Consider the following 22,326-nt stretch of genomic DNA (forward strand, 5'->3'; position numbering starts at 1 on the left):
GTACTAACGGCCGGAGGGATCCCGCCTCCGGCCGAGTGAAGCCGAGTGTTACCGATGAACGAACACGACCTGCGGCACCTGGAGATCCCGCTTCCGTTCCCGCCGCAACAGCATTCCATGAGCGATCGAGCACAGGAAAGAGTTCAGATCTGGGCGATGCGTTTCGGTTTACTTTCCGACGAGACAGCAGCCCGGCGTTTCGATTCCCTCGGATAGGCCCGCTTCTCCGGATATTGGTGTCCCACCGCGTCTTTCGCCGACATGCTCCTGGTCGCCGAATGGATCACCGTTTTCTTCATTTTCGACGATCTACAGGATCTGGCGATCACCACCGGCCGTCTCGACGATTACGATCGGCTCCGCCACGCGGCGCTGCGGGTCGTGCGCGAGCACGGTGTGGCCGGGCCCGTGCCGCCCGTCATCGCAGCTCTGTCCAATCTGTGCACCCGCACCTTCCCGCGGAATTCCCCGGTCTGGCAACGCCGTTTCGAGTTGAATCTGGAATTGTGGCTCATCGGTCACGCCCGCGAGAACGCATTTCGACAGGCCGGGCGCTCCCCGAGTCCGGAGGAATATCCCCGTCTGCGCCGCGACGCCTGCACGGTATTGCCGACGGTGGATCTCGCGGAAGTCGTCGAGCACACCGAGATTCCCGATGCCCTCTATTTCGGGCCCGCGTATCAGGAGATCATCGCCACCACCGCCGATATCATGTGCTGGATCAACGACCTGCATTCACTGGCGATCGAGCACGATACCGAGGACACCACCAATATGGTGCGGACGCTGCATGATCATCGCGGAATGGACCTGCCCCAGGCGGTGGTCGAAGTTCGCCGTCTCATCGACAACAGAATCACCGATTGCCAGGCCGCCGCGCAATCCATCACCGCCGAAATGGACGCTTTACGGCTGCCGCCCAGAATCCGCAACGCCGTCCGCCGCTGTATCCGCGACTGCCAATCCGCCATCGCGGGAATGGAAATCTGGGACCGCACCGACACCGTGCGCTTCGCCCCGGACGTGGACCTGCGCCAGGCCCGCAACATCGACTACGGCAACGGTTTCCTGGACCGGGTCTGAGCCTCGGCACTGCGCCGATCGGATTCGCGGAGGGTGTAGCCGACGCCGCGGACGGTGTGGATGAGCGGCGCGTGATCGGTGTCGACCTTGCGCCGCAACTGGCTGACGAAGGTCTCGACCACCCGGTCGGCGCGGCCGTCCTCGGCCTGCCAGACGCGGTCGAGAATCTGCCGCTTACTGACCACCTTGCCGGCATTGAGCATCAGGTAGTGCAGCAGTTTGAATTCGGTGGCCGAAAGCCAGATCTGCTCGCCCGCGCGGTGCACCTGATGGGTGGCGGCGTCGAGTTCCAGGTCGGCGAAACGCAGCCGGTTCGGGAGCTCGTCCGCGTCGGGCTTGTTGGTGCGGCGCAGGATCGCGTGCAGCCGCAGCACCACCTCTTCCAGGCTGAAGGGCTTGCTCACGTAGTCGTCACCGCCCGCCCTCAGTCCGGCAATGCGGTCCTCGACCGCGTCGCGCGCGGTCAGGAACAGCACCGGCACCTCGCTGCCCTGTTCCCGCAATCGCTTGGCGACCGTGAAGCCGTCCAGGTCGGGCAGTATGACGTCGAGGATCATCACGTCGGGCGGACGCCGGGTAGCCGCCTCCAGCGCGGCGCGGCCGCTGTCGGCGGCGGCCACGTCGAATCCGCTCAGCCGCAGTGCGGAACAGAGCAGATCCAGAATGTAGGGCTCGTCGTCGACCACCAGGACGGACGCCGCGTCCGGCGCGATGCGATCGGTCACGATCGCCACCCTATGCGCACCCGAGCACCGGCCCCGTTATTTCCCATGGCGGAGATCCTGGTTGCGGCAACGACGGTGCAAGCTCGGTGCCCGCTGTGTGTTTCCTGTGGACCGGCATCGGGCTAGACCGGGAACACGATCCGGAAGACGGTGCCCGCGCCCGGGGCGCTCAGCAGCTGGATCCGCGCGCCGTGCGCGGTGAGGACCGCGGCGACGATCGCCAGCCCCAAGCCGGAACCGCCCGCGCGCGAGCGTGACTCGTCGACCCGGTAGAAGCGGTCGAAGACGTGCTCGGCCTTGTCGAGGGCGATGCCCGGACCGTTGTCGGACACCTCGACGATGACCGCCGGATCCCCCGCGGCCAGCTCCACACCGGCCGCGGCGACCACCCGGGCCTCGGTAGGCACCGGTCCCGCCGCGACGCGCACCGCGATCTCGGCCTCGGCGGGGGTGTGCAGCAGCCCGTTGCCCACCAGATTCGTCAGCACCTGCCGCAGCCGGTGCCCGTCGCCGACCACTCGTGCCGGTTCGTCCGGAAGGTCCAGCCGCACAACGCGTTCCGGCTGACGGACCCGCGCGTCCAGGACCACCTCCGCGGCCACGGTGGCGAGGTCGACGTCGGCGAGATCCAGCGGTCGCTGTTCGTCCATGCGGGCCAGCAGCAGCAGATCGTCCACGAGCACGCCCATGCGCGCGGCCTCGTCCTCGATCCGCCGCATCATGGTCGCGACCTGTACCGGGTCCGCCCCGCCCGCGAGCCGGTACAGCTCGGCGTAGCCGCGGATCGAGGTGAGCGGCGTGCGCAGCTCGTGCGAGGCGTCCGCCACGAAAAGCCGCATGCGCCGACTCGGATTCCCCGAGCTGCCGCAGGCTCGTCGAGAGCCGCTCGAGCATCACATTGAACGCGGTCCCCAGACGCCCGATCTCGGTGTGGGTGTCGGTGTAGTCGACCCGGCGATTCAGCTCGCCGGCGGCGATGGCCTCGGCTGTGCGCTCCATGCGCGACAGCGGCCGCAGCCCGAGCCGCACCAGCCAGGCCGCGCCGCCCGCCAGCACCAGAATCAGCCCGGCCCCGGCCATCACCTCGATGGTGCGCAACTCACGCTCGGTCGCGTAGAAGCCGTCCAGCGGCATCACGACCGCCGCGGTTCCGCCCTGCGGCTGAGCACCGTTCGCGGGTTGCACGACAGTCCGGACCCGCCACCGCGAGTCACTGCCGACCTCACCCACCTCGAAGATCCGGCTGCCCCGCGCCGCGACCGACGCGCTGTCCATGGCGGGCAGCTCCAGGGTCGTGGTCCCGACCCCGATCCGCCCGACCTGCGTGCCACCGGCATCGAAGAACAGGATCTGGAACGTGGACGGCACCCCCGAGACCTCGGTGGCCGGCTTCGGCGGCGGCGGTGGATGATCCGACGCCGAGACATCGGCGGCCGACCCGTTCAACTGCGCATCGATCCGCGCCAACTCGGCCCGCGCCAGCAGCGAGGTACTCAGCACGCCGAAGCCCGCGAGCCCGATGCTCGCAATCGCGACCACGGTCACCAACAGCCGGGTCCGCAACGTCCACCGCCGCAGCCGCGGAAACCGCCCCGCCACCTCGCCTTCCGCCGCCGTGGCCAGCGGCCGATCGTTCACACACGCCACCTAAACACAGCTCACCGCCACTTCCGGGGACCTGACGCGGGGCGCGCGAGAGCCCGGCTCGAATTCCGCGCGTCCTTTCCCATCACCGATCACCCTTCGCAGCGTCGCGCCCACATCAACGCCGCCGACGATAAACAACCAACCTCTGGGCAACTCGAGAATCCCGCCCGCCCGAATCCGACGACTCTCCGCAGCCCGATCCACCGGCGGCCGGACCGCGACCGGCGCCGGTCCGATGTGCGCGGGCACCGGGGTTGTGGAGGTGGGGTACCCGGGATTGCCAGCGGGTTCCCAGGTTGGGGCCACGTTCACCCGAGGCGGGGTGGCCAGGATCGCTGGAAATGACACCGCCGCGACGACGGCGGTGGGCGAAGGGATGACTCCATGACAACGACAGTGCAGCGGCCGGGCGTGGCCGCGCACCGGCTGAGCGATCGCGAACCGGGTGAAACGCGGTTGGGCCGCGTGCTTTTCGGGCCTGCGGGGCAGCCGCGGTGGGCGCGCCCGGGCACGGTCGCGCTGCTGGCTGCCACGGCGGTGCTCTACCTGCGGAACCTCACCGTCTCGGGGTGGGCGAACGAGTATTACTCGGCGGCGGCGCAGGCGGGGGCGCAGAGCTGGAAGGCCTTGCTGTTCGGGTCGTTCGATGCCGGGAACGCGATCACCGTCGACAAGCCGCCCGCCGCGATGTGGGTGCTGGGATTGTCGGGGCGGCTGCTGGGATTCGGACAGTGGGCGGTGTTGTTGCCGCAGGCACTCATGGGCGTCGCGTCCGTCGGGTTGCTCGCGGCGACCGTGCGGCGGCTGAGCGGGCCGGGCGCGGGGCTGCTGGCCGGGGCCATCGCGGCGCTGACGCCGGTGGCGGTGCTGATCTTCCGGTTCGACAATCCGGACGCGCTGCTGGTGCTGCTGCTGGTCGCGGCCGCCTACTGCACGGTCCGCGCGATCCAGGCGACCGGCGGGCGGCTGCTGTCCGCCCCGACCGGCTGGCTGGCGCTCGCGGGCGTCGCGGTCGGATTCGGTTTCCTCACCAAGATGATGCAGGCGTTCCTGGTCCTGCCCGGACTGGGCCTGGCGTTTCTCATTGCCGCGAACAGCCCCCTGCGGCAACGGATCTGGGCCCTGATCGTCGCTTGTGTCGCCGTGGTGGCTTCGGCCGGTTGGTATGTCGCCCTGGTGGAGTTGTGGCCCGCCGATTCCCGGCCGTACATCGGCGGTTCCACCGACAACAGCCTGTGGCAGCTGGCGATCGACTACAACGGCCTGGGCCGGATCCTCGGCGGCAGCGGCAATATGGGCGGTGGCTCCGGCGGCGGCGATGCGTCCGCGAGCATGCACGGGCCCGCCGGATTCAGCGGATCAACCGGCATCACACGTCTTTTCAACGCGCAGATGGGCGGTGAGATCTCCTGGCTGCTCCCCGCCGCTCTGATCGGACTGCTCGCCGGACTCTGGCTCACCCGCCGCGCACCGCGCACCGACCGCACCCGGGCGGCCTTCGTGCTGTGGGGTGGCTGGCTCCTGGTCACCGGATTGACCTTCTCGTACATGAGCGGCACCGTGCACCCGTACTACACGGTGGCCCTGACTCCGGCCATCGGCGCGCTGATCGCGATGTCCATTCGTGAATTGTGTTCGCGTGCAGCGCATCCCGCCGCTCGGGTGACCCTGGCCCTGATGGCGGCCGTCACCGGTGCATGGTCATTCGGCCTGTTGGATCGCTCCCCCGATTGGCTGCCGTGGTTGCGCTGGACCGTGCTGGCGGGTTCCATCCTGGTGGCACTGGCCCTCATTGCCGGCACCCGCCGGTCCCGCCGCTATGCCGTCGAACTGGCCATGGCGGGCCTGCTGTTCGGCCTCGGCGGCACCAGCGCCTGGGCCGTCGCGACCGCGAGCCAGGCCCACAGTGGCGGCAACCCGCTCTCCGGACCCACCAGCCAGAGTTTCGGCGCGGGCGGTATGCCCGGCTCGGGCGATGCCCGGTCCCAACTCTCCGGCGACGCTTCCGGCCAAGCGCCCGAAGGGGTTCCGGACGGCACCGGCGGCGACGCTGCCGCTGGGCAGAGCACCGAAGCTCCTACCGATCCGGGCGGCGCGGGCGGCCAAGGTCAGGGGTCCTCGAACAATACCGAACTGGTGAAGTTGTTCGAGCAGACCGAGAACCGCTGGGCGGCGGCAACCGTCGGCTCGGGTTCGGCCGCGGGACTCGCCCTGAACTCCGGCAGATCAGTCATGGCCATCGGTGGATTCACCGGTAGCGACGGCTCTCCCACCCTCGCGCAGTTCCAGTACTACGTAGCCACCGGTCAGGTCCGCTATTTCACCGGAGGCGGATCCGGCATGGGCGGCAACGATTCCACCGGATCGCAGATCAGCGCCTGGGTGAAGGCCAACTTCACCGCGGTCACCGTCGGCGGCAGCACCGTCTACGACCTGACCCAGCCGCACAGCGCGTGAGGATCAGATCAAGGCCCGCTGCTTCTTCATCCGCCGACGCACGTTCGCCATCATGGAGTGGGTCCCCATGGTGCGAATGAACCTGGGAATGAAGCGATTCACGAAGCCCACGAACAGGAACAGGTGCTCGAAACGGCGCTGATCGGCCGCCGACCACTCGACACCCAGCTGTTCCCGAAAGTAGGGCGGCAGGTAGCCGACGGTCAGGAAGCGCAGCAGGCCACCGAAGAGGACGCGCAGGTACCAGTGGATCATGCGCAGGTGCAGCAGGTCGTCGATGAAGCCGCGGATCTTCTCGTCGACGGCCACCTGTTCGCACGCCGCTACCCAGTACTCGTCGAACTCGGCGCGGGTGGCCGGCCACATGTCGTCGGTGACCTGCAAGGTGGTGCCGAGCGGGGCCGAGGTGGAGTAGAACGCCTCGGCCTGTTCGGGACTCATCTCGCCGTTGAGCAGCTGGTAGGAGTCCTCGAAGCCGATGTAGAGGCAGGCCGCGACCCACAGTTGCAGATTGCGGTCGAAGGCGTTGTAGCGCACCGCCGCACCGGGTTCGGACTTGACCTGCCGGTGCGCGACATTGACCGCCTCACGGAAGAGGACCTTCTCCTCGGGCGTCCCCAGGATCGCCACGGCCAGATAGGAAGCGTTGGTGCGCAACCGTTTCCACGGATGCACCATCAGCGCCCCCGACTCCACCTTGCTGTCGGCCACGCCGTACCCGACCCCGGGCCGCGCGATCTGCATGGCGACATTGGCGGCCGCGCCCGAGAACTGCCAGAAGTCCAGCGCGTCCTCCAGTTTCGGCGGCCGCTTGCCGTCGGGGCGGTGCACGCCGGGGATGTGGATGCGCGTCTGTTCCAGGGTGAGGGTGGGCGCGCCGGACGGCTACGCTGCCGCGGTTGTCACGAGGTCCCCTTTCGGGCGGACTATCACGATGAACAGCTACTAACTTAGCGCCATCGGCGATGGTTTTGAATGGATATTTTCCGCCATCGATCTCCAACATACCGCCGAAGAAAGATCTCTGGATTCGCTTCACATCCGAAGAATAGTGAGTAACATATGCTGCTGCGACCGTCGTGCACAGGGGCACGGCAGGGGCGGGAAAGGACGTTCGCGGCATGCTGAAACGCTTGGATCGCATACTCAGCTACGAGATGAAGGTGTCCGAGTTCCTCGGCACGCTCATCATTCTCGGGATTCCCTACGGGCTCGTCGGGGTGGTGTGGACCCTCACGCACACCTCGCACCTGAAGCAGTTGCACGGCATCGACGTGATCATCTCGTTCCTGGGATCCATCGTGTGCTGGCCGGTGCTCACCTTCTCGAATGTGTGCATGACGTAGATGATGGTTCTGGTCTGGCTCATCGACATCCTGGTGATCGGGATCAAGATTCTCGGTGGGCGAATGAAGGTCAATCCCGTCCTGCGCGCCGGGCTGTGGGTGGCCGTGCTGTGCACCGTGGTCGCGGGGATCGCCGCGGTCGGATTCGGGCTGGTCGAGTCGCAGCGCTATCTCGAGGACGCGGCCTGATGACAACCCTCGAAAAGCCCGCCACCGCAGCTCGATCCGAGCCCTCCGAGCTCGACCGCATCGGCGCGAGCCTGCGCGGGCTGTGGCGGCGGCACCCGCAACGGTCGCTGGAAACCCTCGGTCGGCAGGTGGATCTGGGCCGTGACGCGCTGATCCAGCTGATCGTCTCGATCGCCCGGCGGCGCTTCCCGTATCGCGAGTTCATCAAGCAGTGCGCCTTCATGACGAGCGTGTCGGCCGCGCCGACCGTGCTGGTGGCCATCCCGATCGCCGTCGTGGTCTCGATTCAGGTGGGCGCGCTGGTGAATCAGGTCGGCGCGACCACCTTCATCGGCGCGGTCGCCGGGCTCGGCATCATCCGTCAGGGCGCGCCGCTGGTCACCTCGCTCATGATCGCGGGCGCGGTCGGCTCGGCCATCACCGCCGACCTGGGCTCCCGCACCATCCGGGAGGAGATCGACGCCATGATGGTGATGGGCGTGGACCCGGTCCGCCGCCTGGTCGCGCCCCGGCTCGCAGCGGCCGTGCTGGTGAGCATGCTGCTGTGCGGATTCATCGTCTTCGTGGGCTTCGCAACGGCTTACATGTTCAACGTCTACGCCCAGTCGGGCACGCCGGGTTCGTTCATCGGGTCGTTCGCCTCCTTCGCGGTGGCCAATGACCTGGTGATCGCGGTGCTCAAGGCGGCCGTCTTCGGCCTGCTGACCGCGGTCATCGCCTGCGATATCGGCCTGCACGCGCACGGCGGTCCGGGCGGAGTCGCCAATGCGGTGAACTCGGCGGTGGTGAGCTCGGCGCTCATGCTGTTCGCCACCAATATCGTGCTCACCCAGCTCTACAACACGCTGCTGCCGACGAAGGTGGTGTGAGATGGGCAGTCTCTACACCCCCCCGGCGCTGAAACCCGTGCGGATGGCCGCGAACGTGGTGTCGATGCCGGTCCAGGCCAATCAGCGGCTCGGCCATCAGGTCATCACGTTCTTCCAGGCTCTGTTCGCGATTCCGTTCGTGCTGAAGCACTATCGCCGCGAAGTCCTGCGCCTGACCGCCGATGTCGGCTGGGGCAACGGCTCACTCGTGGTCGGCGGCGGCACCATCGGCGTGGTGGTGGCGCTGTGCGGGTTCGGCGGCATCACCGTGGGCATGGAGTCGTTCACGGCGCTGAACCTGCTCACCATGAGCCCGCTCACCGGGGCCATCTCCGGCTTCGCCACCACCCGCGAGCTCGCGCCCATCATCGCCACCCTGGCCTTCGCGATTCAGGCCGGGTGCCGGTTCACCGCGCAGCTGGGGTCCATGCGCATCGCCGAGGAGATCGACGCGCTGGAATCCATTGCCATCCGGCCGCTTCCGTACCTGATCAGCACCCGCATGATCGCGGCCACACTGACCATCATCCCGCTCTACAGCGTGGGCCTGGTGACGGCGTACCTGGCCACCAAGCTGTCGGTGCTGTTCCTGGGCGGCACCACCGCGGGCACCTACGACCACTACTTCTTCCAGTTCCTGCTCGGACCGGACGTGTTCTGGTCGCTGCTCAAAGTCATGATCTACGTGATGATCTCGACGTTCATCCAGTGCTACTACGGCTACGTCGCCACCGGCGGGCCGGAGGGTGTCGGGGTGGCGGCCGGGCGCGCCATCAAGATGGTCATCGTCGTCATGGTCTTCATCAATCTCTTCCTCACCCTTGCGATCTGGGGCATCGACCCCGGCTTCCGCATCTCCGGATAGGTATTCGCATGATTCTCGATCCCAGCGGGCGGGGCCCCACGGCCCGGCAGCTCACGCTCGCCGGACTCGCCCTGCTCGCCACGGTGGCGCTGCTGCTGTACGTGCTGGCGCTGCGCTACAACGGCCGCTTCGAGGACAAGGTGGCCGTCACCGCCGAGCTCACCAGCACCGGCGACGGGCTGCCCGCGCACGCCGACGTGAAGTTCCGCGGCATGGTCGCGGGCCGCGTGCAGGACGTGACGGTGGTCGCCAAAGGCGCGCGGCAGCGGGCCGCGCTGGCGATCGAACCCCAAGTGGCGGGCACGATTCCGGCGAGCGTGGCGGCCCGGGTGATTCCGAACAATATCTTCGGGGTGACCGCGGTCGAGCTGGTCGACACCACGCCCAGCCGCGCCACCCTGCGCGCGGGTGCGACGATTCCGGAGGACACCAGCACTGCCACGGTGCAGTTGCAGTCCACGCTCAATGTGCTGCGCACCGTGCTGACCGATATCCAGCCGGAGAAGCTGGGGCGGGTGCTGTCCACGCTGTCGGCGGCCCTGGATCCGGCCGCGCGGGTACCGGGTTCGACGGTCGAACGACTCGACCACTGGATCACCGAGGTGCGCGCCATCGAAGAGATCGGGGACCTGCTGGGCAATCTCGGGCGGGCCGCCTCCGCGCTGAGCGAATCGGCCCCGGATCTGGTTGGCACCCTGGCCAAGTCGGTGACCACGGCACGCACGCTGACCGAGCAGCGGGCCGCGCTGGTGAACCTTTTGACCAGCGGCGGCAGCGCGGTGGACACCGTGAACGGCCTGTTCGCCCGCAATCCCGACTCGGGCAAGTTCCTGGTGTCCGGGCTCGACCAGCTCTTCGGCAGCCTCGCCCAGGACCCTCAGGCCATTCCCTATGCCATCGCGAATCTGAATACGGCGCTGCAACGCTTGCAGACCACCTTCACCTTCGGCCCCAAGAAACAGATGGTGTGGAAGATGGACGTGTCCTTCACGCCGTTCCAGCAGTACACGACCAAGGATTGCCCGCGCTACGGCGACCTGTCCGGGCCGCGCTGCGGCGGGTCGACAGTACCGGAAACCGCTCCCGCGCAGGAGTTTCCACAGCAGCAGGCCCCCAAGTGGCTCGATGCCGCCGGACCCGCGCCGACGCTTCCTGCCACACCGAGTCTTCCGGTGATCCCGGGATTGCCCGCGATCCCGGGTCTCACCGCGCCCGCGTCCTGGACCGGGAAGACACAACAGGGTCAACCGGACGGATTGCGCGGTACCGAGGCCATCGCGGCGCTGGTCGGCGGCAAGCCGGACGCGGCCCAGATCCTGCTGCTGACGCCGCTGCTCGCGGGCGGATCGCTGGTCCCCGCCGCGACCGGAGGCGCGTCGTGAAATCGGGAAAAGCCCTGGCGGGCTTCAGTCTTTTCGCCATCGTGGCCGTGGTGCTGACCTACACCATCTGGTCGACCCTGCAACGTTCGGTGCCGGGCGGCACCCGCAGCTATTCGGCCGTGTTCTCCGATGTGCTCGGCCTGCGCGTCGGCGACGACATCCGGATGGCGGGCGTGCGCGTCGGACGGGTGGACAAGATCGCCTTCGCCGATGGCTACCGGGCCCGGGTGGACTTCCGTATCCAGGACGATCAACATCCCACCACCACGACCAAAGCCCTGGTGCGCTACCAGAACCTGATCGGCCAGCGCTATGTCGCGCTCATGCCGGGCAAGGAAGCCGGCCGACCGCTGGCGTCCGGTGAGCAGATCCCCCTCGAACGGACCGAGCCGTCCTTCGACGTCTCCTCGCTGCTGTCGGGATTCGAGCCGCTGCTCAGCGTGCTGCAACCGGATCAGGTGAACTCGTTGTCGGAGAAACTGATTCAAGCCTTGCAGGGCAACGGCGTATCGCTCAGCGCCCTGGTGACCCAGGCCGCGCAGCTGGCCGGGACCTTCGGACAGCGCGACGAGATCCTGGGTCAGGTGGTGGGCAATCTCAGCGGCGTCATCTCCGGGCTGGCCAATCGCAGCAATGAGCTGGAAACGCTGCTCACCCAGGCGCGGGCGCTCACCGAAGCGCTGTACTCGCAGGGCACCACCTTGAAGTCGTCGGTGGAACGCGTTGCGACGGCGACCGATTCGCTGGTGGGCATTCTCGGCCAGGTCAAACCCGGTGTCGCGCGGGCGCAGACCGATGCCTCGGCCGGTGTCGCGCTGCTGCTGCTCAATGGGGCGTCGCTGGACCAGGCCGCCGTCGAATTGCCCGACGTCCTCAACGGTGTCGCGCGGTTCAGCAGCTACGGCGCGTACGGCAATGCCTACCTGTGCAGCCTGGACTTCTCGCTGTGGGGCGTGCTGCTCCCGCCCGGTCTGTTCAATCAGATCGGCGGCCAATCCCATTCGGAGGTGTGCCGATGAGGCGGCTTCGCATCCCGGTCATTCGCTATCCCGGCTTCCTGGCCAATCGGTACCTGCGGCTGGGGTTGTTCGCGGCCGCGTTCGTCGTGCTGCTGCTGGTCGGGTCCAACGTGCTGGAGCGGGCGCAGTTGGGCGACAAGACGATCCACGCCGAATTCGCGCAGGCCGCCGGGTTGCGGCCGGGCGCGACCGTGGACGTGGCGGGCATCGAGGTCGGTCAGGTCAGCGCGGTCAAGCTGGACAACGGCAAGGTCCTGGTCGACATGCGCGTGCACCGCGACCTCGAGCTCGGCGACGAGGCGCGCGCGGCCATCAAGATGTCGACCATCCTGGGTCGGCTGCACGTGGACCTGACACCCGGCAACGGCAAGCCGTTGGCCGGGGACCGGATCAAGCTGGATCACACCTCGGTGCCCTACAACCTGGGCAAGGTCATACAGGATCCGCAGTACAAGAACTCTTTCGAGCGCATCGAGAAGCTGGATCCGCAGAAGCTGCGCCAGGCCCTCGATCTGGTGGACCAGCAGATGGGCACCTCGCCCGAGCTGACCGTCAAGGCCCTGGACAGCGTGGGCGCGCTGGCCAAGGTCATCAACGACCGGCGCGACGAGGTGGACACGCTGCTGAAGAGTATGGATACCGTCTCGCAGCTGGCCTCGGACAATCAGAACAGCGTGCTGCTCCTGCTGACTCGCGGTGAGGCCATCGGCAGCGCCGTGCAGCAACGCCAGACCCTTCTGAAACAGCTCCTCGACAATGTGGCCGCGCTGTCGAGCCTGTTGCAGCAGATGGGCCTCGAGAACAACAACCAGCTCGGCCCGCTCATCACCGACCTGAACACCATGTCCGCGGGCCTGGAGAAGAACAAGGGCAACCTCGACCGGCTGTATCAGATCATGCCGGTGACCTTGCGGCAGTTCAACAATGTGCTCGGCGACGGACCGTACGGAAACGTATACGCGCCGTGGCTGTTTCCGGACAACTGGCTGTGCTTCGCGCAGGCCGTGCAGGGGTGCAAGTGATGAAATTCCGGAGCCTGAAGCCGGCCGCCGTGTGCGGCGCATTACTGCTCACCTCGGCGTGCGGACTGCTTCCCGATTCGCTCACCTCGCTGCCCAAGGAGTATCTCGGGGCGCGGATGAAGATCACCGCGGATTTCGAGAATGTCGCGGGCCTGTATGCGGGCAATGATGTTGCCGTCCTGGGTGTTCCGATCGGAACGGTCGAAACAGTCACCCCCAAGGGCAGTTACGTCCAGGTCACCATGTCCCTGGACAAGGACGTCAAGATTCCCGCCGATGCCTTTGCGGCGCTGGTGAATCCACAGTTGATCACGAATCGTCACGTGGAGTTGGCTCCGGCCTATACCGGTGACGGCCCGACACTGTCCGACGGTGCCTATATTCCGTTGGAGCACACCAGGGTTCCGGTCGAACTGGACCGCATCCTGGCGACCTTCTCCCAGCTCGGCGATGCGTTGAAGGGTGACAACCAGACCGGGCCGATGGCCAGCCGGGTGCTGTTCCCGCTGCTCAACGGCAATGGCGACAAGCTGCGCGCAACCCTCGACGCGCTCTCCTCCGCCTTCGAGGTGACCTTCGCCAACAAGGACCAGATCTCCAACACCATCATCAAACTCAATGACATCACCCAGGTCATCGCGACCAACGACCAGACCGTGCGCGATTTCAGCGGCCGACTCACCGAGCTGGTGAACCTGCTGGGCGAACAGGCCCCGGGCATCGACGCAGTGCTGCAACAGCTCGATGACTTCGTCACCAATACCGCGGCGCTGGTGGGCCAGAACAAGGATCAACTCGCCGGGGCACTGACCCGATTCGTCGCCATCACCGACCAGATGCGCGCCAATGCCCGCGGCCTCACCGAGATCGTCGATGTCGGGCCGCTCATGTTCCAGAACCTCGCCAATGCCACCAGCAAGGAACACCAGGCGCTGCGGCTGCACGGCCTGCTCGACAAATCGGTGCTCGACGGCGAGATCCTGGCGACCTTCTGCGAGCGCATCCAGATGCGCCTGGACGGCTGCCGCACCGGCAAGGTCCAGGACTTCGGCCCCGACTTCGGGCTCACCGCCGCGCTACTGGGAATCACGGGCGCGAAATGAATCTACGCACAACGGCTCTGGGCGGGCTGATCACTGCGACCACCCTGCTCGCGACCACGGGCTGCGCGGTCACCGTCGACACGCTGCCCATGCCCAAACCCGGTCTGGGCGCGCCCGGATACACCGTGCACGCGGCCTTCGCCGACGCGCTCAATCTTCCCGACCACGCGCACGTCAAGATCGGCGGCACCGATATCGGGGTGGTCACCAAGATCAAGACCACGAATTTCCTCGCCGATGTCCAGATGCTGATCCGCGAGGACATCCAACTGCCCAAGGGCACCACCGTCGAACTGCGCCAGGCCACCCCGCTCGGCGACATGTTCGTGGCCATGACGCTGCCCTCGGCGCAGGACGCCGGGGAACCGCTGCGCGATGGCGACACCATCGGCGTCGACCGCACCGCGGCGGGTGCGTCGGTGGAGCAGCTCATGATCTCGATCTCGCTGCTGCTCAACGGCGGTGGCATCAATCAGGCCGCCGAGATCACCGGCGAAATGGACTCCATGTTCGCCGGGCGCGCACCAGAGCTGTCGCATCTGATCACCGAGATGACCGCCGCCCTCGGGGCGCTCAATGCCCGCACCGGCGATATCGACGCGGTGCTGGGCGGGCTGAACTCGCTCTCGGGCGAACTGGCCCGGCGCAAGGCCCAGCTCGGGCAGGCCGCCGACACCTTCCCGGCGCTCATCGGGCTGCTCACCGAGAACAATCAGCAGATCGTGGACCTGCTCGCCAAGGTGGCCGTCACCACCGACGCGCTCGGCGACTTCGCCGACACCAGCGGCGGCGATTTCGTCGGGCTGTTCAACAGCATTCAGGCGCTCATGTCCGGATTCGCGCAGGCCGATCAGCTGACCGGGGCACTGGACGGGCTGCACCAGATCTATCCCTCGCTCATGGCTAGCCTGCGCGGTCCGGCGCTGGCCGTCGCCGCCACCGTCTCCTACCTGAGCGTCGGCGCGCTCACCGATCCCAGCGGCAGCCGCTGGCCCGAACTCGGGGATATCGGGCAGTTCGTCGGCAGTCTGGCGCAGGTGCTGGAGAAGGTGTTCGGGCGGGTCACCAGTCCCCCGCGCCAGCCCGAGGACCGGCCCGCGCCGCAGCAGGGAGGGGATCGATGAATCCGCCACTGTGGCAATGGGTGGTGCGCCATCGCATCGCCATCGCCAATCTCGGGCTGATCGCGGTGCTGGTGCTCGGGTCGGGATATGTCGGCGGGTATGTGCTGCGGTTCAACCCGATTCCGCACACCTACGCGGTGACCGTGGAACTGCCGTCGTCGGGCGGGCTGCTGCCCGGCAATGACGTGACCTTCCGGGGCAGCCGGATCGGCAAGGTCACCGATGTCCACGTCGCCGGGGACGGGGTCGCCGCGGTCACCGAAATCGAGGACAGCGCACGGATTCCCGTCGGCGGGACGGTCGCGGTCGGGCGGCTCTCGGCGGCCGGGGAGCAGTACCTCGACTTCCGGCCCGACTCCGACACCGGACCCTACCTTCGTGACGGCGCACTGGTGGAGCGGGCGCACACCAGCATTCCGGTGCAGATCCAGTCGGTGTTCGCCAATCTCGGCGATCTCATCGGCGGGATGAATCTGGATCGGCTCAATGTCATCATCGACGAGCTGGACAGGGCGCTCGCCGGCGGCCCGGATCGGCTGCGAAATGTGATCTCCGGCATCAGCCGGGCCATGTCCGGACTCGATGGCCTGCTGCCGCAGACCCGCCAGCTCATCGAGAACCTCGAGGTCATCGCGAACACCACCCAGCACGCCCAGCCCGACCTGGGCACGCTGACCAAGGCGGGCAGCGTCCTGTTCGACCAATTCGCCTCCGCCGACCAGGAATTGCGCAAGCTGCTCCGGCAGGGTCCGGGCCAGCTGGCCACCCTCAACGGGTTCATCACCGAAACCCAGGACCCCATCACCAATCTGGTGACCAACTTCGTGGCTGTCACCAAGGCCGCAAAGCTGCGCGCCCCCGCCATCGCCGCACTGTTCCCGGCGCTGCGCGCGGGCTCGGAGGCACTCGAGGTGCCAGCCCACCACGGTGCCTACAACACCCTGGTCGATCCCTGGCCCCGGCCCAGCTGCGACTACGAGACCATCCCGGTGGTCCCGACCGATGTCCAAGCCGACAACCGGGTCCGGCTCTACAACTATTGCGTCACCGCCAATCCCGCACTCCAGGTGCGAGGTTCGGCCAACGCACCCCGTCCCGACGTGCCCGACAACGGGACGACCGCACCGCCGGGGGCCACCGGCAACGAAATGTCCCAGCCCATCCCCCGCTGACTCGCCGCCGCAACCAGGAGACTTCCATGAGCAACACCGAGATCGAACGCACCGACAGCACCGACACCGACACCGAGACCGAGACCGCCGACGAGGCGGTTTCCGAAACCGCTGCGCCCGTCCGAAAGTCGCGCCTTTGCCGCCGCGCGCTGCCGACGTTGGGCCAGCGCGGGCGAATCGTGGCAGGGGTCGCGGCGGCCGCGGCGCTCCTGGCGTCGATCGGGTCGAGCATCGTGTTCTACCAGCATGATTCGCGCGACAGGCAACTGCTCGCCGCCCAGGAGCAGGCCCAGGCCGCGGCGTGCAAGTACGCGCCGGTGCTGGCCACCTACGACGCCAAGAACCTCGACGCCTATTTCACCGCGGTCCTCGACGGTGCGACCGGCGAGTGGCGCAAGCAATTCGACTCCACCAGCAAGGATTTGCGTGATGTCCTGAGCCAGGGCCAGGTGGTGTCCAAGGCGACCGACGTGCAGTGCGCGGTCCGCAATACCGACGCGAACTCGGCCGAGGCCATCGTGGTGATCGGCCAGACCATCACCAGCCTGGGCACCCAGGGCAAGCCCGCGCCCGGCCAGCTGTCCATGGTGATGCGGCTGGAGCGCTCCGGTGACCGCTGGTTGGTCAACAAGGTGAATTCGCCACTGGCACAACAGCCGCAGCAGTGAACCCCACCGGCGCGCCCGCACCCGATCCGGGCGCGCGGGCGGCCCGGCGACGCCCGAAGAATCGGCGCGCGCAGATCGCCGAGGTGTCGGCGGCCGAATTCGCCGCCCTCGGCTATCACCGGGTCAGCATGGACGACATCGCGACCCGGCTCGGCATCAGCTCGACCGCGCTGTATCGGCACTATCCGAGCAAATACGCGCTGTTCGCGCGGGAGCTGCTGCGCTTGGGCACGCTCACGGTGGCCGCGGTGCGCCTGCCCGAGGAGGCGGCGGGCTGGAGCGCGGACCGCCGCCTCGGCCACGCCATCGACGGCATCATCGCGGCCACCATCGCCAACCGGACCACCGCCGGTCTGGCCCGCTGGGAGTTCCGCTACCTCGACGACCCCGAGAGGCACGCGATGGACCAGTATTTCGGCACGGCCCTGTCGGCGCTGGGTGAGTTGGTCGGTGCGGTCCGACCGGAACTGTCCGAATACGAGCGCCGGGTTCGCGCGGTCGGCGTGTTCAGCACCGTGAGCTGCCTGGGCGATCACCGAGTCGCCCTGGCCGCCAAACCGCTGAGCGCCCTGCTGCATTCGGCCTGCCGGGCACTCATCGAGATCGACCTCCCCGAACCGGACCTGCCCCCGCCCGCCCCGCGCGCGGTCGAGATTCCGCCCACCCTCAAACACGAACTGCTGCTGCAGCGCGCCATCCGGCTCTTCCACCAACGCGGCTACCCGAATGTGAGCGTCGAGGAGATCGCCACCGCCGCGGGCCTGCCCTCGGCCTCGGCCGTCTACCGCTACTACCGCGGCAAGGGCGACCTGCTCAATGCCGCCTTCCGCCGCGCCGCCGACCGCATGACCGCTGTCATCGGCCCCACCCTGGTCGAATCCTCCGGTCCCGCAGACGCTCTGGCCAAACTCATCGACATGTACGTCGCCGGAGCCTGCGACGAACCCGAACTCATCTACGTCTACTTCGCCGAATTCGGCCACGTCCCCGAGGACGAACGCGCCACCCTGCGGGTGGTGCAACGCCTGGTCGTCGCCGAATGGGCCGCCCTGCTCACCCGCGTCCGCCCGGAACTCACCACCACCGAGGCCGATATCCTCGTCCACGCCGCTCTCGGCCTGGTCGTCGACTACGGCCGCGTCTTCGGCGACGCCGAGCGAATCCGGCCCCGCCAGTGGGTGATTCGCCTCATGGAGGCCGTACTCTTCGGCCACGATCACCGGGACCGACCAGAGCCCGCCGTCACCTGAACGAGCGTATAACCAGAGCCTGGATACGCTGGCGAAAGACCTTCGTGAACACGGTGCGCCAGCGCTACGGCCCCACGACCGCAGTCGCGGATCAGACGGAAGCCGCCGCCTGACCGTCTCCCCCCGAGCCGTTCGGCTACGTCTGCAGCCATGCAGCAACTGGAGTACTGATCACGGGCGCAGGGCGCGTTCGAGGGCGTCGGCGACGCGATCGAGGGGCTCGGTGTCACCCTCGGTGCGGCACAGCACCAGCGCGCCCTCCAGACCGGCGATCAGCAGGGTCGCCAGGTTGGTCGCGTCGGCCTCCTCGAATCCGTTGCGTCGCAGGCAGTCCCGGAATGGGACCTGCCACTGGCGGAAGACATCGCGTGTGGCGGTGAGCAATTCGGCGTCACCGGGTCCGGCCCCGAGCGCCACCGCGGCGATCGGACAGCCCGGGCGCTGCCCACCGCCGGTCATCACCATCTTCGCGCCCGCCAGCACGGCGCGCATGGCCGACACCGGTTCCTGGTTCGCGCACACGGCCTCGATGGCCGGGCCGACCGTGCCGTCGACGAGACGAACGACCTCCTCGGCGAGTTCGGCCTTACCGCGCGGGAAGTGATGGTAAATGACCCCGCGATGGGTTTCGGCCTTCTCGACGATCTCGCGGAATCCGGTCGCCGCGTAGCCCTGGCCGCGAAACAGCTTGGCCGCCTGCCGGATCATCCGCATTCGGGTATCGCCGGCCACCGTCACCTCCCGCTCACGTCGCTTGACTAAGACAGTAGTCCTAGAAGATACTCGCACTAATTTCTAGGACACTCGGCTTAGAAGGCGACGACAGGAAGCCCACCGTGCTCTTCGATACCCTCCGCGCGTACACCCTGCGGTACGTCACCGCGATCTTCGAGACGCCGCTGCAACTGTTCGTGTTCCTGGCCGGTGCGTGGTTCACGGCCAACGGCGTGATCGCCTTCGGCATCTATCCGGACATGGCCTTCGGCGGCGCGATGCATTCCTGCACAATCAGATTCCTGGGTTTCATCCCGGTCACCGTCAACGGCTGGCACGCGCTGTTCCATTTGATCAGCGGCCTCGCCGGACTGGTGATGGCGACGCGTCGCCCCCGCGCCGAGCTCTACACCTTGATCTTCGCGCCCTACTACCTGCTGGTCGCGGCGCTCGGTTTCGCCGGCGGCGACCACGTTCTGCATCTGATCGCGGTCGACACCTTCGGCAATGTCGTCCACACCATCGAGGGCTCGGCGCTGATGGTTGTCGGAGTTCTGGCCGCCCTGCGCCCGCGTGAGCGGCAACTCGGGGCGGCCTGAACCCGGGACGATCAGTCTTCGTGGCCTTCGCACCACTGATCGGCGGGCACCACGGCCTTCACCTCGGCGATGTGCTCGCCGCAACCGGACCAGGTCGTCTTGCCGCAGGACTCACACGGGACGGGCTGACACACAGGGCTTTCCTCTCTCGGGCAATCGATCGATGTTCGATCCATGGTGCCCGATGCCACCGACAGCATCGGTAGCGCCTCACCGAAGCGATGCGTCTGCCCTCGGATCCACCAGCCGGACCCCGGTGACCAGGGTCGGCTCGATGGCCACGATGGTGTCCATGACGCCGTCGATCCACGGTTGCAGCATCGCGTCGTAGCGGGCCAGCTCGCGCGGATCGGTGACCGTGCGGGCGATCCCGGTGACCACGACCGACCAGCCCAGCCGGGTTTGCGGATCGATGTCGTCGGCCTCGTAGGCGACCACGACCTCGGGCTCGGCGTGCACCGCGGAGGTGAGCCGGGAGGCCAGGCGGGTGCGCACGACCACCAGTTCGTCGTCGACGATGTGATTGACCGGGCGGATCGCCGGCAGGGCGTCGCGGGTGTAGACCACCCGGCCGAAAGGCACACCCGCCAGCAATCGCAGCGACTCGGACCGGGACAGATTCACCATGCTCCGGACGACCCGGTCGGATCGGACTCCGTTCATCAGGCTCACTCCCGTCTGCGCCGCGTACCCGTCTGTATTGCGCACCCATTGTGGTGAACAGGGCTCGTGAGTCCATGTCACCACCGAACCACCACGCCGCGACAGGCACGAATGTCCCGAACCGGCGCGGTCAGTGCCGGTCGTGCACCACCATGACCGGGCAGTCCGCGTGCTGGATCAGGAAATGCGCGGTGGAACCGAGCAACATGCCCGTGAACCCGCCGCGACCCCGGTTCCCGACGACCACCAGCTGCGCGTACTTGGACCATTCCCGCAGCTGGGCCGCCGCGCCGGAGAGGTAGATGCGCCGCTGCACCGTCACGTCCGGGTATTTCGCCGGCCAGCCCGCGAGGCGTTCGGCCAGCACCGATTCCTCGATGTCCTCCACGCCGTCGAGGGTCGGCGAGGGTTTCGCACCGGCATAGCGGCCCGCGTCCCAGTCGCTCCACACATGCAGGGCGATCAGGTCCACGCCGCGCTCGGATGCCTCGGCGAAGGCCGCCGCGATGGCGGGCTCGCTGACCGGACCGCAGTCGACGCCGACCACGACCGGGCCCGACTCGCGAACTCCGTCGTCCACCAACGGATCCGGGCGCACCACGATCACGGTGCCCGCGGCGTGGGCGGTCACCGACAGCAGCGTCGAGCCCAGGTGGGCGAGCGTGCCGAGGGTGCCGGTCGCGCCCAGCACCACCGCGTGGGCGCGGGCGCTGAGTTCGATCAGCGCTCCCGCGGCGGAATCCTCGTAGACGTGCGCGGACACCCGCAGGTCCGGATGGACCGCGAGCACGGTGTCGACGGCCTGCCGCACCAGCGCCCGGCCCCCGGACCGCAGCGCCTCGATGGCCTCGGGCACCACGGTCGCGTAGGGCCCGGCGACGGCGGCGGTGCCGACCAGGTCGAGCCCGTGCACGATCCGCAGTTCCCGGTCTCGGGCGGCCGCGAAATCGGCCGCCCAGTGCAGGGCCAGCCGGGCTCCCGCCGAGCCGTCCACCCCGACCACCACGCCGGCCGAGGCCAGCCGGTGCGGATCGTCGAATTCCAGTTCTGCCATGGCCTGCTCCCGCCGTGAGTTCGTTCGGGTCGTCGGACGACCCAATTCACCGTAGAAACCGCGGGGTTCCCGGCACTGCGGTCGATCGTCACCGACCCGGTGGTCCAAAGACCACCCGCGTTCAGGAACCGGGTGACACCTGCGGCACCGCGGTCAGCGCCTCGAAGCGCTCCATGATGCGGGCCGCGATCCCGGGGCGGGTCCCCGGGGTCTCCAGAGCCGCTGCCGCCGAGCACAATCCGAGCCGCACCGCGTCGCCGACCGAATAGCCGCGCGACAGGCCGACGGCGATGCCGCCGACCATGGCGTCCCCGGCCCCGATGCCGGTGCGCACCGTCACCTCGACCGGCGCGAACCATTCCTCGCCCACCGCGGTGGCCACCAGCGCGCCCTCGGCGCCCAGCGACAACACCACGATCTCCGCGATGCCCGCCGCGATCAGGCGGCGCACCGCCGCGACGCGGGCGGGTGCGTCGGGCAGCGGGTGGCCGACGTACTCCGCGAGCTCCCGCACGCTCGGTTTGATCAGATGGATGCCCTTGCGTATCGCCCGCAGCGGCGCGCCCGAGGTGTCCAGGATGAGCCGGGCGTCCATGGCGGCGAGCAGGTCCGCGACGGTCTGATAGAAGTCGGCCGGAGCACCGGGCGGCAGTGAGCCGCTGGCCACCACGTAGCGGGCGTCGCGCACCGCGCGCTCCAGCTCGACCAGGCACCGATGATGCTCCGGCGCGGTGGACCGAGGTCCGGGCAGCACGAAGCGGAACTGCTCGCCCGACACCGTGTCGGTCACCGAGAAGCTCTCCCGGGTGGCCCCTTCCACCGCGACCGGGCGGGCCGGGACCCCGGCGTCGCGCACCAACTGTTCCAGCAGCGCTCCGGCGGGACCGCCCGCGGGAAACACCGCCGTCACCGGCTCGCCCAGCGCGGCCACCGTGCGCGCCACATTGATGCCGCCGCCGCCCGGATCGAATCGCGGTGCGGTGCACCGGATCTTGTCGGTCGGATGGATGTGCTGCGCGGTGGTGGCGAGGTCGATCGCCGGATTCATGGTCAGCGTCACGATCGACATCGCCCGCCTCCTGGGTAGTGGGCAACGGCCCGTGGGTGTGATGGGTTTACGGTGTGGCGGTGAGGAAGTCGACGCAGGAGCGGATGGTCGACAGCCGCGGGTAGTCGTCCTCCTCGATACGGGCCCTACGCGCGGTCGAGAGCCGCTCGATGAAGGTCAGGAAGTCCAGGGAGTCCAGATCCAGTGCGCGGCGGATCGATTCGTGCTCGGATAGGGTCGCCAGTTCCGATTCCTCAGCGCAGCCGCGCAGGGCGGCGCGCACGATGGTGTCGGCGTCGGGGCGGGACAGGGTGGTGGCCATGGGGT

General features: G+C 68.0%; 25 protein-coding genes and 1 pseudogene. 16 read left to right on the forward strand and 10 right to left on the reverse strand.

Annotation, left to right across the window (positions count from 1 at the left end; all coding sequences use genetic code 11):
• Nucleotides 1-261: 261 nt before the first annotated feature.
• Nucleotides 262-1,083, forward strand: a complete 822-nt coding sequence (locus NS2_RS25200) for a terpene synthase family protein (protein ID WP_033089861.1) — start codon at nt 262-264, stop codon at nt 1,081-1,083.
• On the opposite strand, the gene NS2_RS25205 is transcribed toward NS2_RS25200, so the two are convergent.
• From NS2_RS25205 to NS2_RS38510, 3 genes and pseudogenes are all read right to left on the reverse strand, one after another.
• On the reverse strand, nt 1,053-1,808 hold the full coding sequence (locus NS2_RS25205; RefSeq protein ID WP_202969088.1) for a response regulator transcription factor: 756 nt from the start codon (nt 1,806-1,808) through the stop codon (nt 1,053-1,055). The two genes, NS2_RS25200 and NS2_RS25205, sit on opposite strands and share 31 nt — an antisense overlap.
• A gap of 122 nt (nt 1,809-1,930) precedes the next feature.
• Nucleotides 1,931-2,647: a sensor histidine kinase gene (locus NS2_RS36875; RefSeq protein ID WP_052086805.1), complete on the reverse strand. Its 717-nt coding sequence runs from the start codon at nt 2,645-2,647 to the stop codon at nt 1,931-1,933.
• 97 nt (nt 2,648-2,744) lie between these two features.
• Nucleotides 2,745-2,807 (reverse strand): annotated as a pseudogene (locus NS2_RS38510) (hypothetical protein); the annotation flags it as partial.
• Between NS2_RS38510 and NS2_RS37825 the strand changes: the two are divergent.
• Together NS2_RS37825 and NS2_RS25215 are read left to right on the forward strand one after the other, a co-directional pair.
• Nucleotides 2,785-2,925, forward strand: coding sequence for a hypothetical protein (locus tag NS2_RS37825; protein ID WP_228102817.1), 141 nt, complete (start codon nt 2,785-2,787; stop codon nt 2,923-2,925). The pseudogene NS2_RS38510 and the gene NS2_RS37825 sit on opposite strands and share 23 nt — an antisense overlap.
• Before the next feature lie 914 nt (nt 2,926-3,839).
• Nucleotides 3,840-5,912: a glycosyltransferase family 39 protein gene (locus NS2_RS25215; protein WP_033089860.1), complete on the forward strand. Its 2,073-nt coding sequence runs from the start codon at nt 3,840-3,842 to the stop codon at nt 5,910-5,912.
• A 3-nt stretch (nt 5,913-5,915) separates the two neighbouring features.
• Here NS2_RS25215 and NS2_RS25220 read toward each other — a convergent pair whose 3' ends face one another.
• Nucleotides 5,916-6,743 carry an oxygenase MpaB family protein gene (locus tag NS2_RS25220; protein ID WP_261772312.1) on the reverse strand — a complete coding sequence of 276 codons (828 nt, stop codon included), beginning with the start codon at nt 6,741-6,743 and terminating at the stop codon, nt 5,916-5,918.
• Nucleotides 6,744-7,033: 290 nt separating this feature from the next.
• On the opposite strand from NS2_RS25220, the gene NS2_RS25225 reads away from it, so the two are divergent.
• From NS2_RS25225 to NS2_RS25280, 12 genes are read left to right on the forward strand one after another with little or no spacing between them, the layout of a single operon-like run.
• Nucleotides 7,034-7,258 (forward strand): hypothetical protein, encoded by a 225-nt coding sequence (locus NS2_RS25225; protein WP_033089859.1) that lies wholly within the window; start codon nt 7,034-7,036, stop codon nt 7,256-7,258.
• On the forward strand, nt 7,259-7,447 hold the full coding sequence (locus tag NS2_RS25230; protein ID WP_033089858.1) for a hypothetical protein: 189 nt from the start codon (nt 7,259-7,261) through the stop codon (nt 7,445-7,447). It abuts the gene before it with no gap.
• Nucleotides 7,447-8,316 carry an MlaE family ABC transporter permease gene (locus NS2_RS25235; protein WP_033089857.1) on the forward strand — a complete coding sequence of 290 codons (870 nt, stop codon included), beginning with the start codon at nt 7,447-7,449 and terminating at the stop codon, nt 8,314-8,316. The genes NS2_RS25230 and NS2_RS25235 overlap by 1 nt, the downstream gene beginning before the upstream one ends.
• Before the next feature lies 1 nt (nt 8,317).
• Nucleotides 8,318-9,181 (forward strand): ABC transporter permease, encoded by an 864-nt coding sequence (locus NS2_RS25240; protein WP_036547492.1) that lies wholly within the window; start codon nt 8,318-8,320, stop codon nt 9,179-9,181.
• A gap of 8 nt (nt 9,182-9,189) precedes the next feature.
• Nucleotides 9,190-10,563, forward strand: coding sequence for an MlaD family protein (locus NS2_RS25245; RefSeq protein WP_147207303.1), 1,374 nt, complete (start codon nt 9,190-9,192; stop codon nt 10,561-10,563).
• Nucleotides 10,560-11,582: an MlaD family protein gene (locus tag NS2_RS25250; RefSeq protein ID WP_033089854.1), complete on the forward strand. Its 1,023-nt coding sequence runs from the start codon at nt 10,560-10,562 to the stop codon at nt 11,580-11,582. The genes NS2_RS25245 and NS2_RS25250 overlap by 4 nt, the downstream gene beginning before the upstream one ends.
• Nucleotides 11,579-12,604, forward strand: a complete 1,026-nt coding sequence (locus tag NS2_RS25255; protein ID WP_033089853.1) for an MlaD family protein — start codon at nt 11,579-11,581, stop codon at nt 12,602-12,604. Before NS2_RS25250 ends, NS2_RS25255 begins: the two co-directional genes overlap by 4 nt.
• Nucleotides 12,604-13,707 carry an MCE family protein gene (locus NS2_RS25260; RefSeq protein WP_033089852.1) on the forward strand — a complete coding sequence of 368 codons (1,104 nt, stop codon included), beginning with the start codon at nt 12,604-12,606 and terminating at the stop codon, nt 13,705-13,707. Before NS2_RS25255 ends, NS2_RS25260 begins: the two co-directional genes overlap by 1 nt.
• A complete protein-coding gene (locus NS2_RS25265; RefSeq protein WP_033089851.1) occupies nt 13,704-14,831 on the forward strand; it encodes an MCE family protein in 1,128 nt (375 codons plus the stop codon). Before NS2_RS25260 ends, NS2_RS25265 begins: the two co-directional genes overlap by 4 nt.
• Complete coding sequence (locus tag NS2_RS25270) at nt 14,828-16,003, forward strand: MCE family protein (RefSeq protein ID WP_033089850.1); 1,176 nt, start codon at nt 14,828-14,830, stop codon at nt 16,001-16,003. Before NS2_RS25265 ends, NS2_RS25270 begins: the two co-directional genes overlap by 4 nt.
• A gap of 26 nt (nt 16,004-16,029) precedes the next feature.
• Nucleotides 16,030-16,671: an Rv1363c family protein gene (locus NS2_RS25275; protein WP_052086803.1), complete on the forward strand. Its 642-nt coding sequence runs from the start codon at nt 16,030-16,032 to the stop codon at nt 16,669-16,671.
• Entirely contained in the window at nt 16,668-17,921 is a 1,254-nt protein-coding gene (locus NS2_RS25280; RefSeq protein ID WP_045438874.1) for a TetR/AcrR family transcriptional regulator, read from the forward strand. Before NS2_RS25275 ends, NS2_RS25280 begins: the two co-directional genes overlap by 4 nt.
• Nucleotides 17,922-18,092: 171 nt before the next feature.
• On the opposite strand, the gene NS2_RS25285 is transcribed toward NS2_RS25280, so the two are convergent.
• Nucleotides 18,093-18,653 carry a TetR/AcrR family transcriptional regulator gene (locus NS2_RS25285; protein WP_033089867.1) on the reverse strand — a complete coding sequence of 187 codons (561 nt, stop codon included), beginning with the start codon at nt 18,651-18,653 and terminating at the stop codon, nt 18,093-18,095.
• Nucleotides 18,654-18,757: 104 nt separating this feature from the next.
• Here NS2_RS25285 and NS2_RS25290 point away from each other — a divergent pair, with 104 nt between their 5' ends.
• Nucleotides 18,758-19,234 (forward strand): DUF4383 domain-containing protein, encoded by a 477-nt coding sequence (locus NS2_RS25290; protein WP_033089849.1) that lies wholly within the window; start codon nt 18,758-18,760, stop codon nt 19,232-19,234.
• An 11-nt stretch (nt 19,235-19,245) separates the two neighbouring features.
• Here NS2_RS25290 and NS2_RS37830 read toward each other — a convergent pair whose 3' ends face one another.
• From NS2_RS37830 to NS2_RS25310, 5 genes are all read right to left on the reverse strand, one after another.
• Nucleotides 19,246-19,368 carry a DUF8730 family Cys-rich protein gene (locus NS2_RS37830; RefSeq protein WP_256255451.1) on the reverse strand — a complete coding sequence of 41 codons (123 nt, stop codon included), beginning with the start codon at nt 19,366-19,368 and terminating at the stop codon, nt 19,246-19,248.
• A 76-nt stretch (nt 19,369-19,444) separates the two neighbouring features.
• Entirely contained in the window at nt 19,445-19,897 is a 453-nt protein-coding gene (locus NS2_RS25295) for a pyridoxamine 5'-phosphate oxidase family protein (protein WP_033089848.1), read from the reverse strand.
• A 130-nt stretch (nt 19,898-20,027) separates the two neighbouring features.
• Nucleotides 20,028-20,951: a universal stress protein gene (locus NS2_RS25300; protein WP_033089847.1), complete on the reverse strand. Its 924-nt coding sequence runs from the start codon at nt 20,949-20,951 to the stop codon at nt 20,028-20,030.
• 121 nt (nt 20,952-21,072) lie between these two features.
• Nucleotides 21,073-22,020: a 1-phosphofructokinase family hexose kinase gene (locus NS2_RS25305; RefSeq protein ID WP_033089846.1), complete on the reverse strand. Its 948-nt coding sequence runs from the start codon at nt 22,018-22,020 to the stop codon at nt 21,073-21,075.
• Between the two features lie 46 nt (nt 22,021-22,066).
• Nucleotides 22,067-22,321 (reverse strand): hypothetical protein, encoded by a 255-nt coding sequence (locus NS2_RS25310; RefSeq protein WP_033089866.1) that lies wholly within the window; start codon nt 22,319-22,321, stop codon nt 22,067-22,069.
• Nucleotides 22,322-22,326: the final 5 nt, after the last annotated feature.

The organism is Nocardia seriolae NBRC 15557 (genome assembly GCF_007990715.1).
Lineage (GTDB): Bacteria > Actinomycetota > Actinomycetes > Mycobacteriales > Mycobacteriaceae > Nocardia > Nocardia seriolae.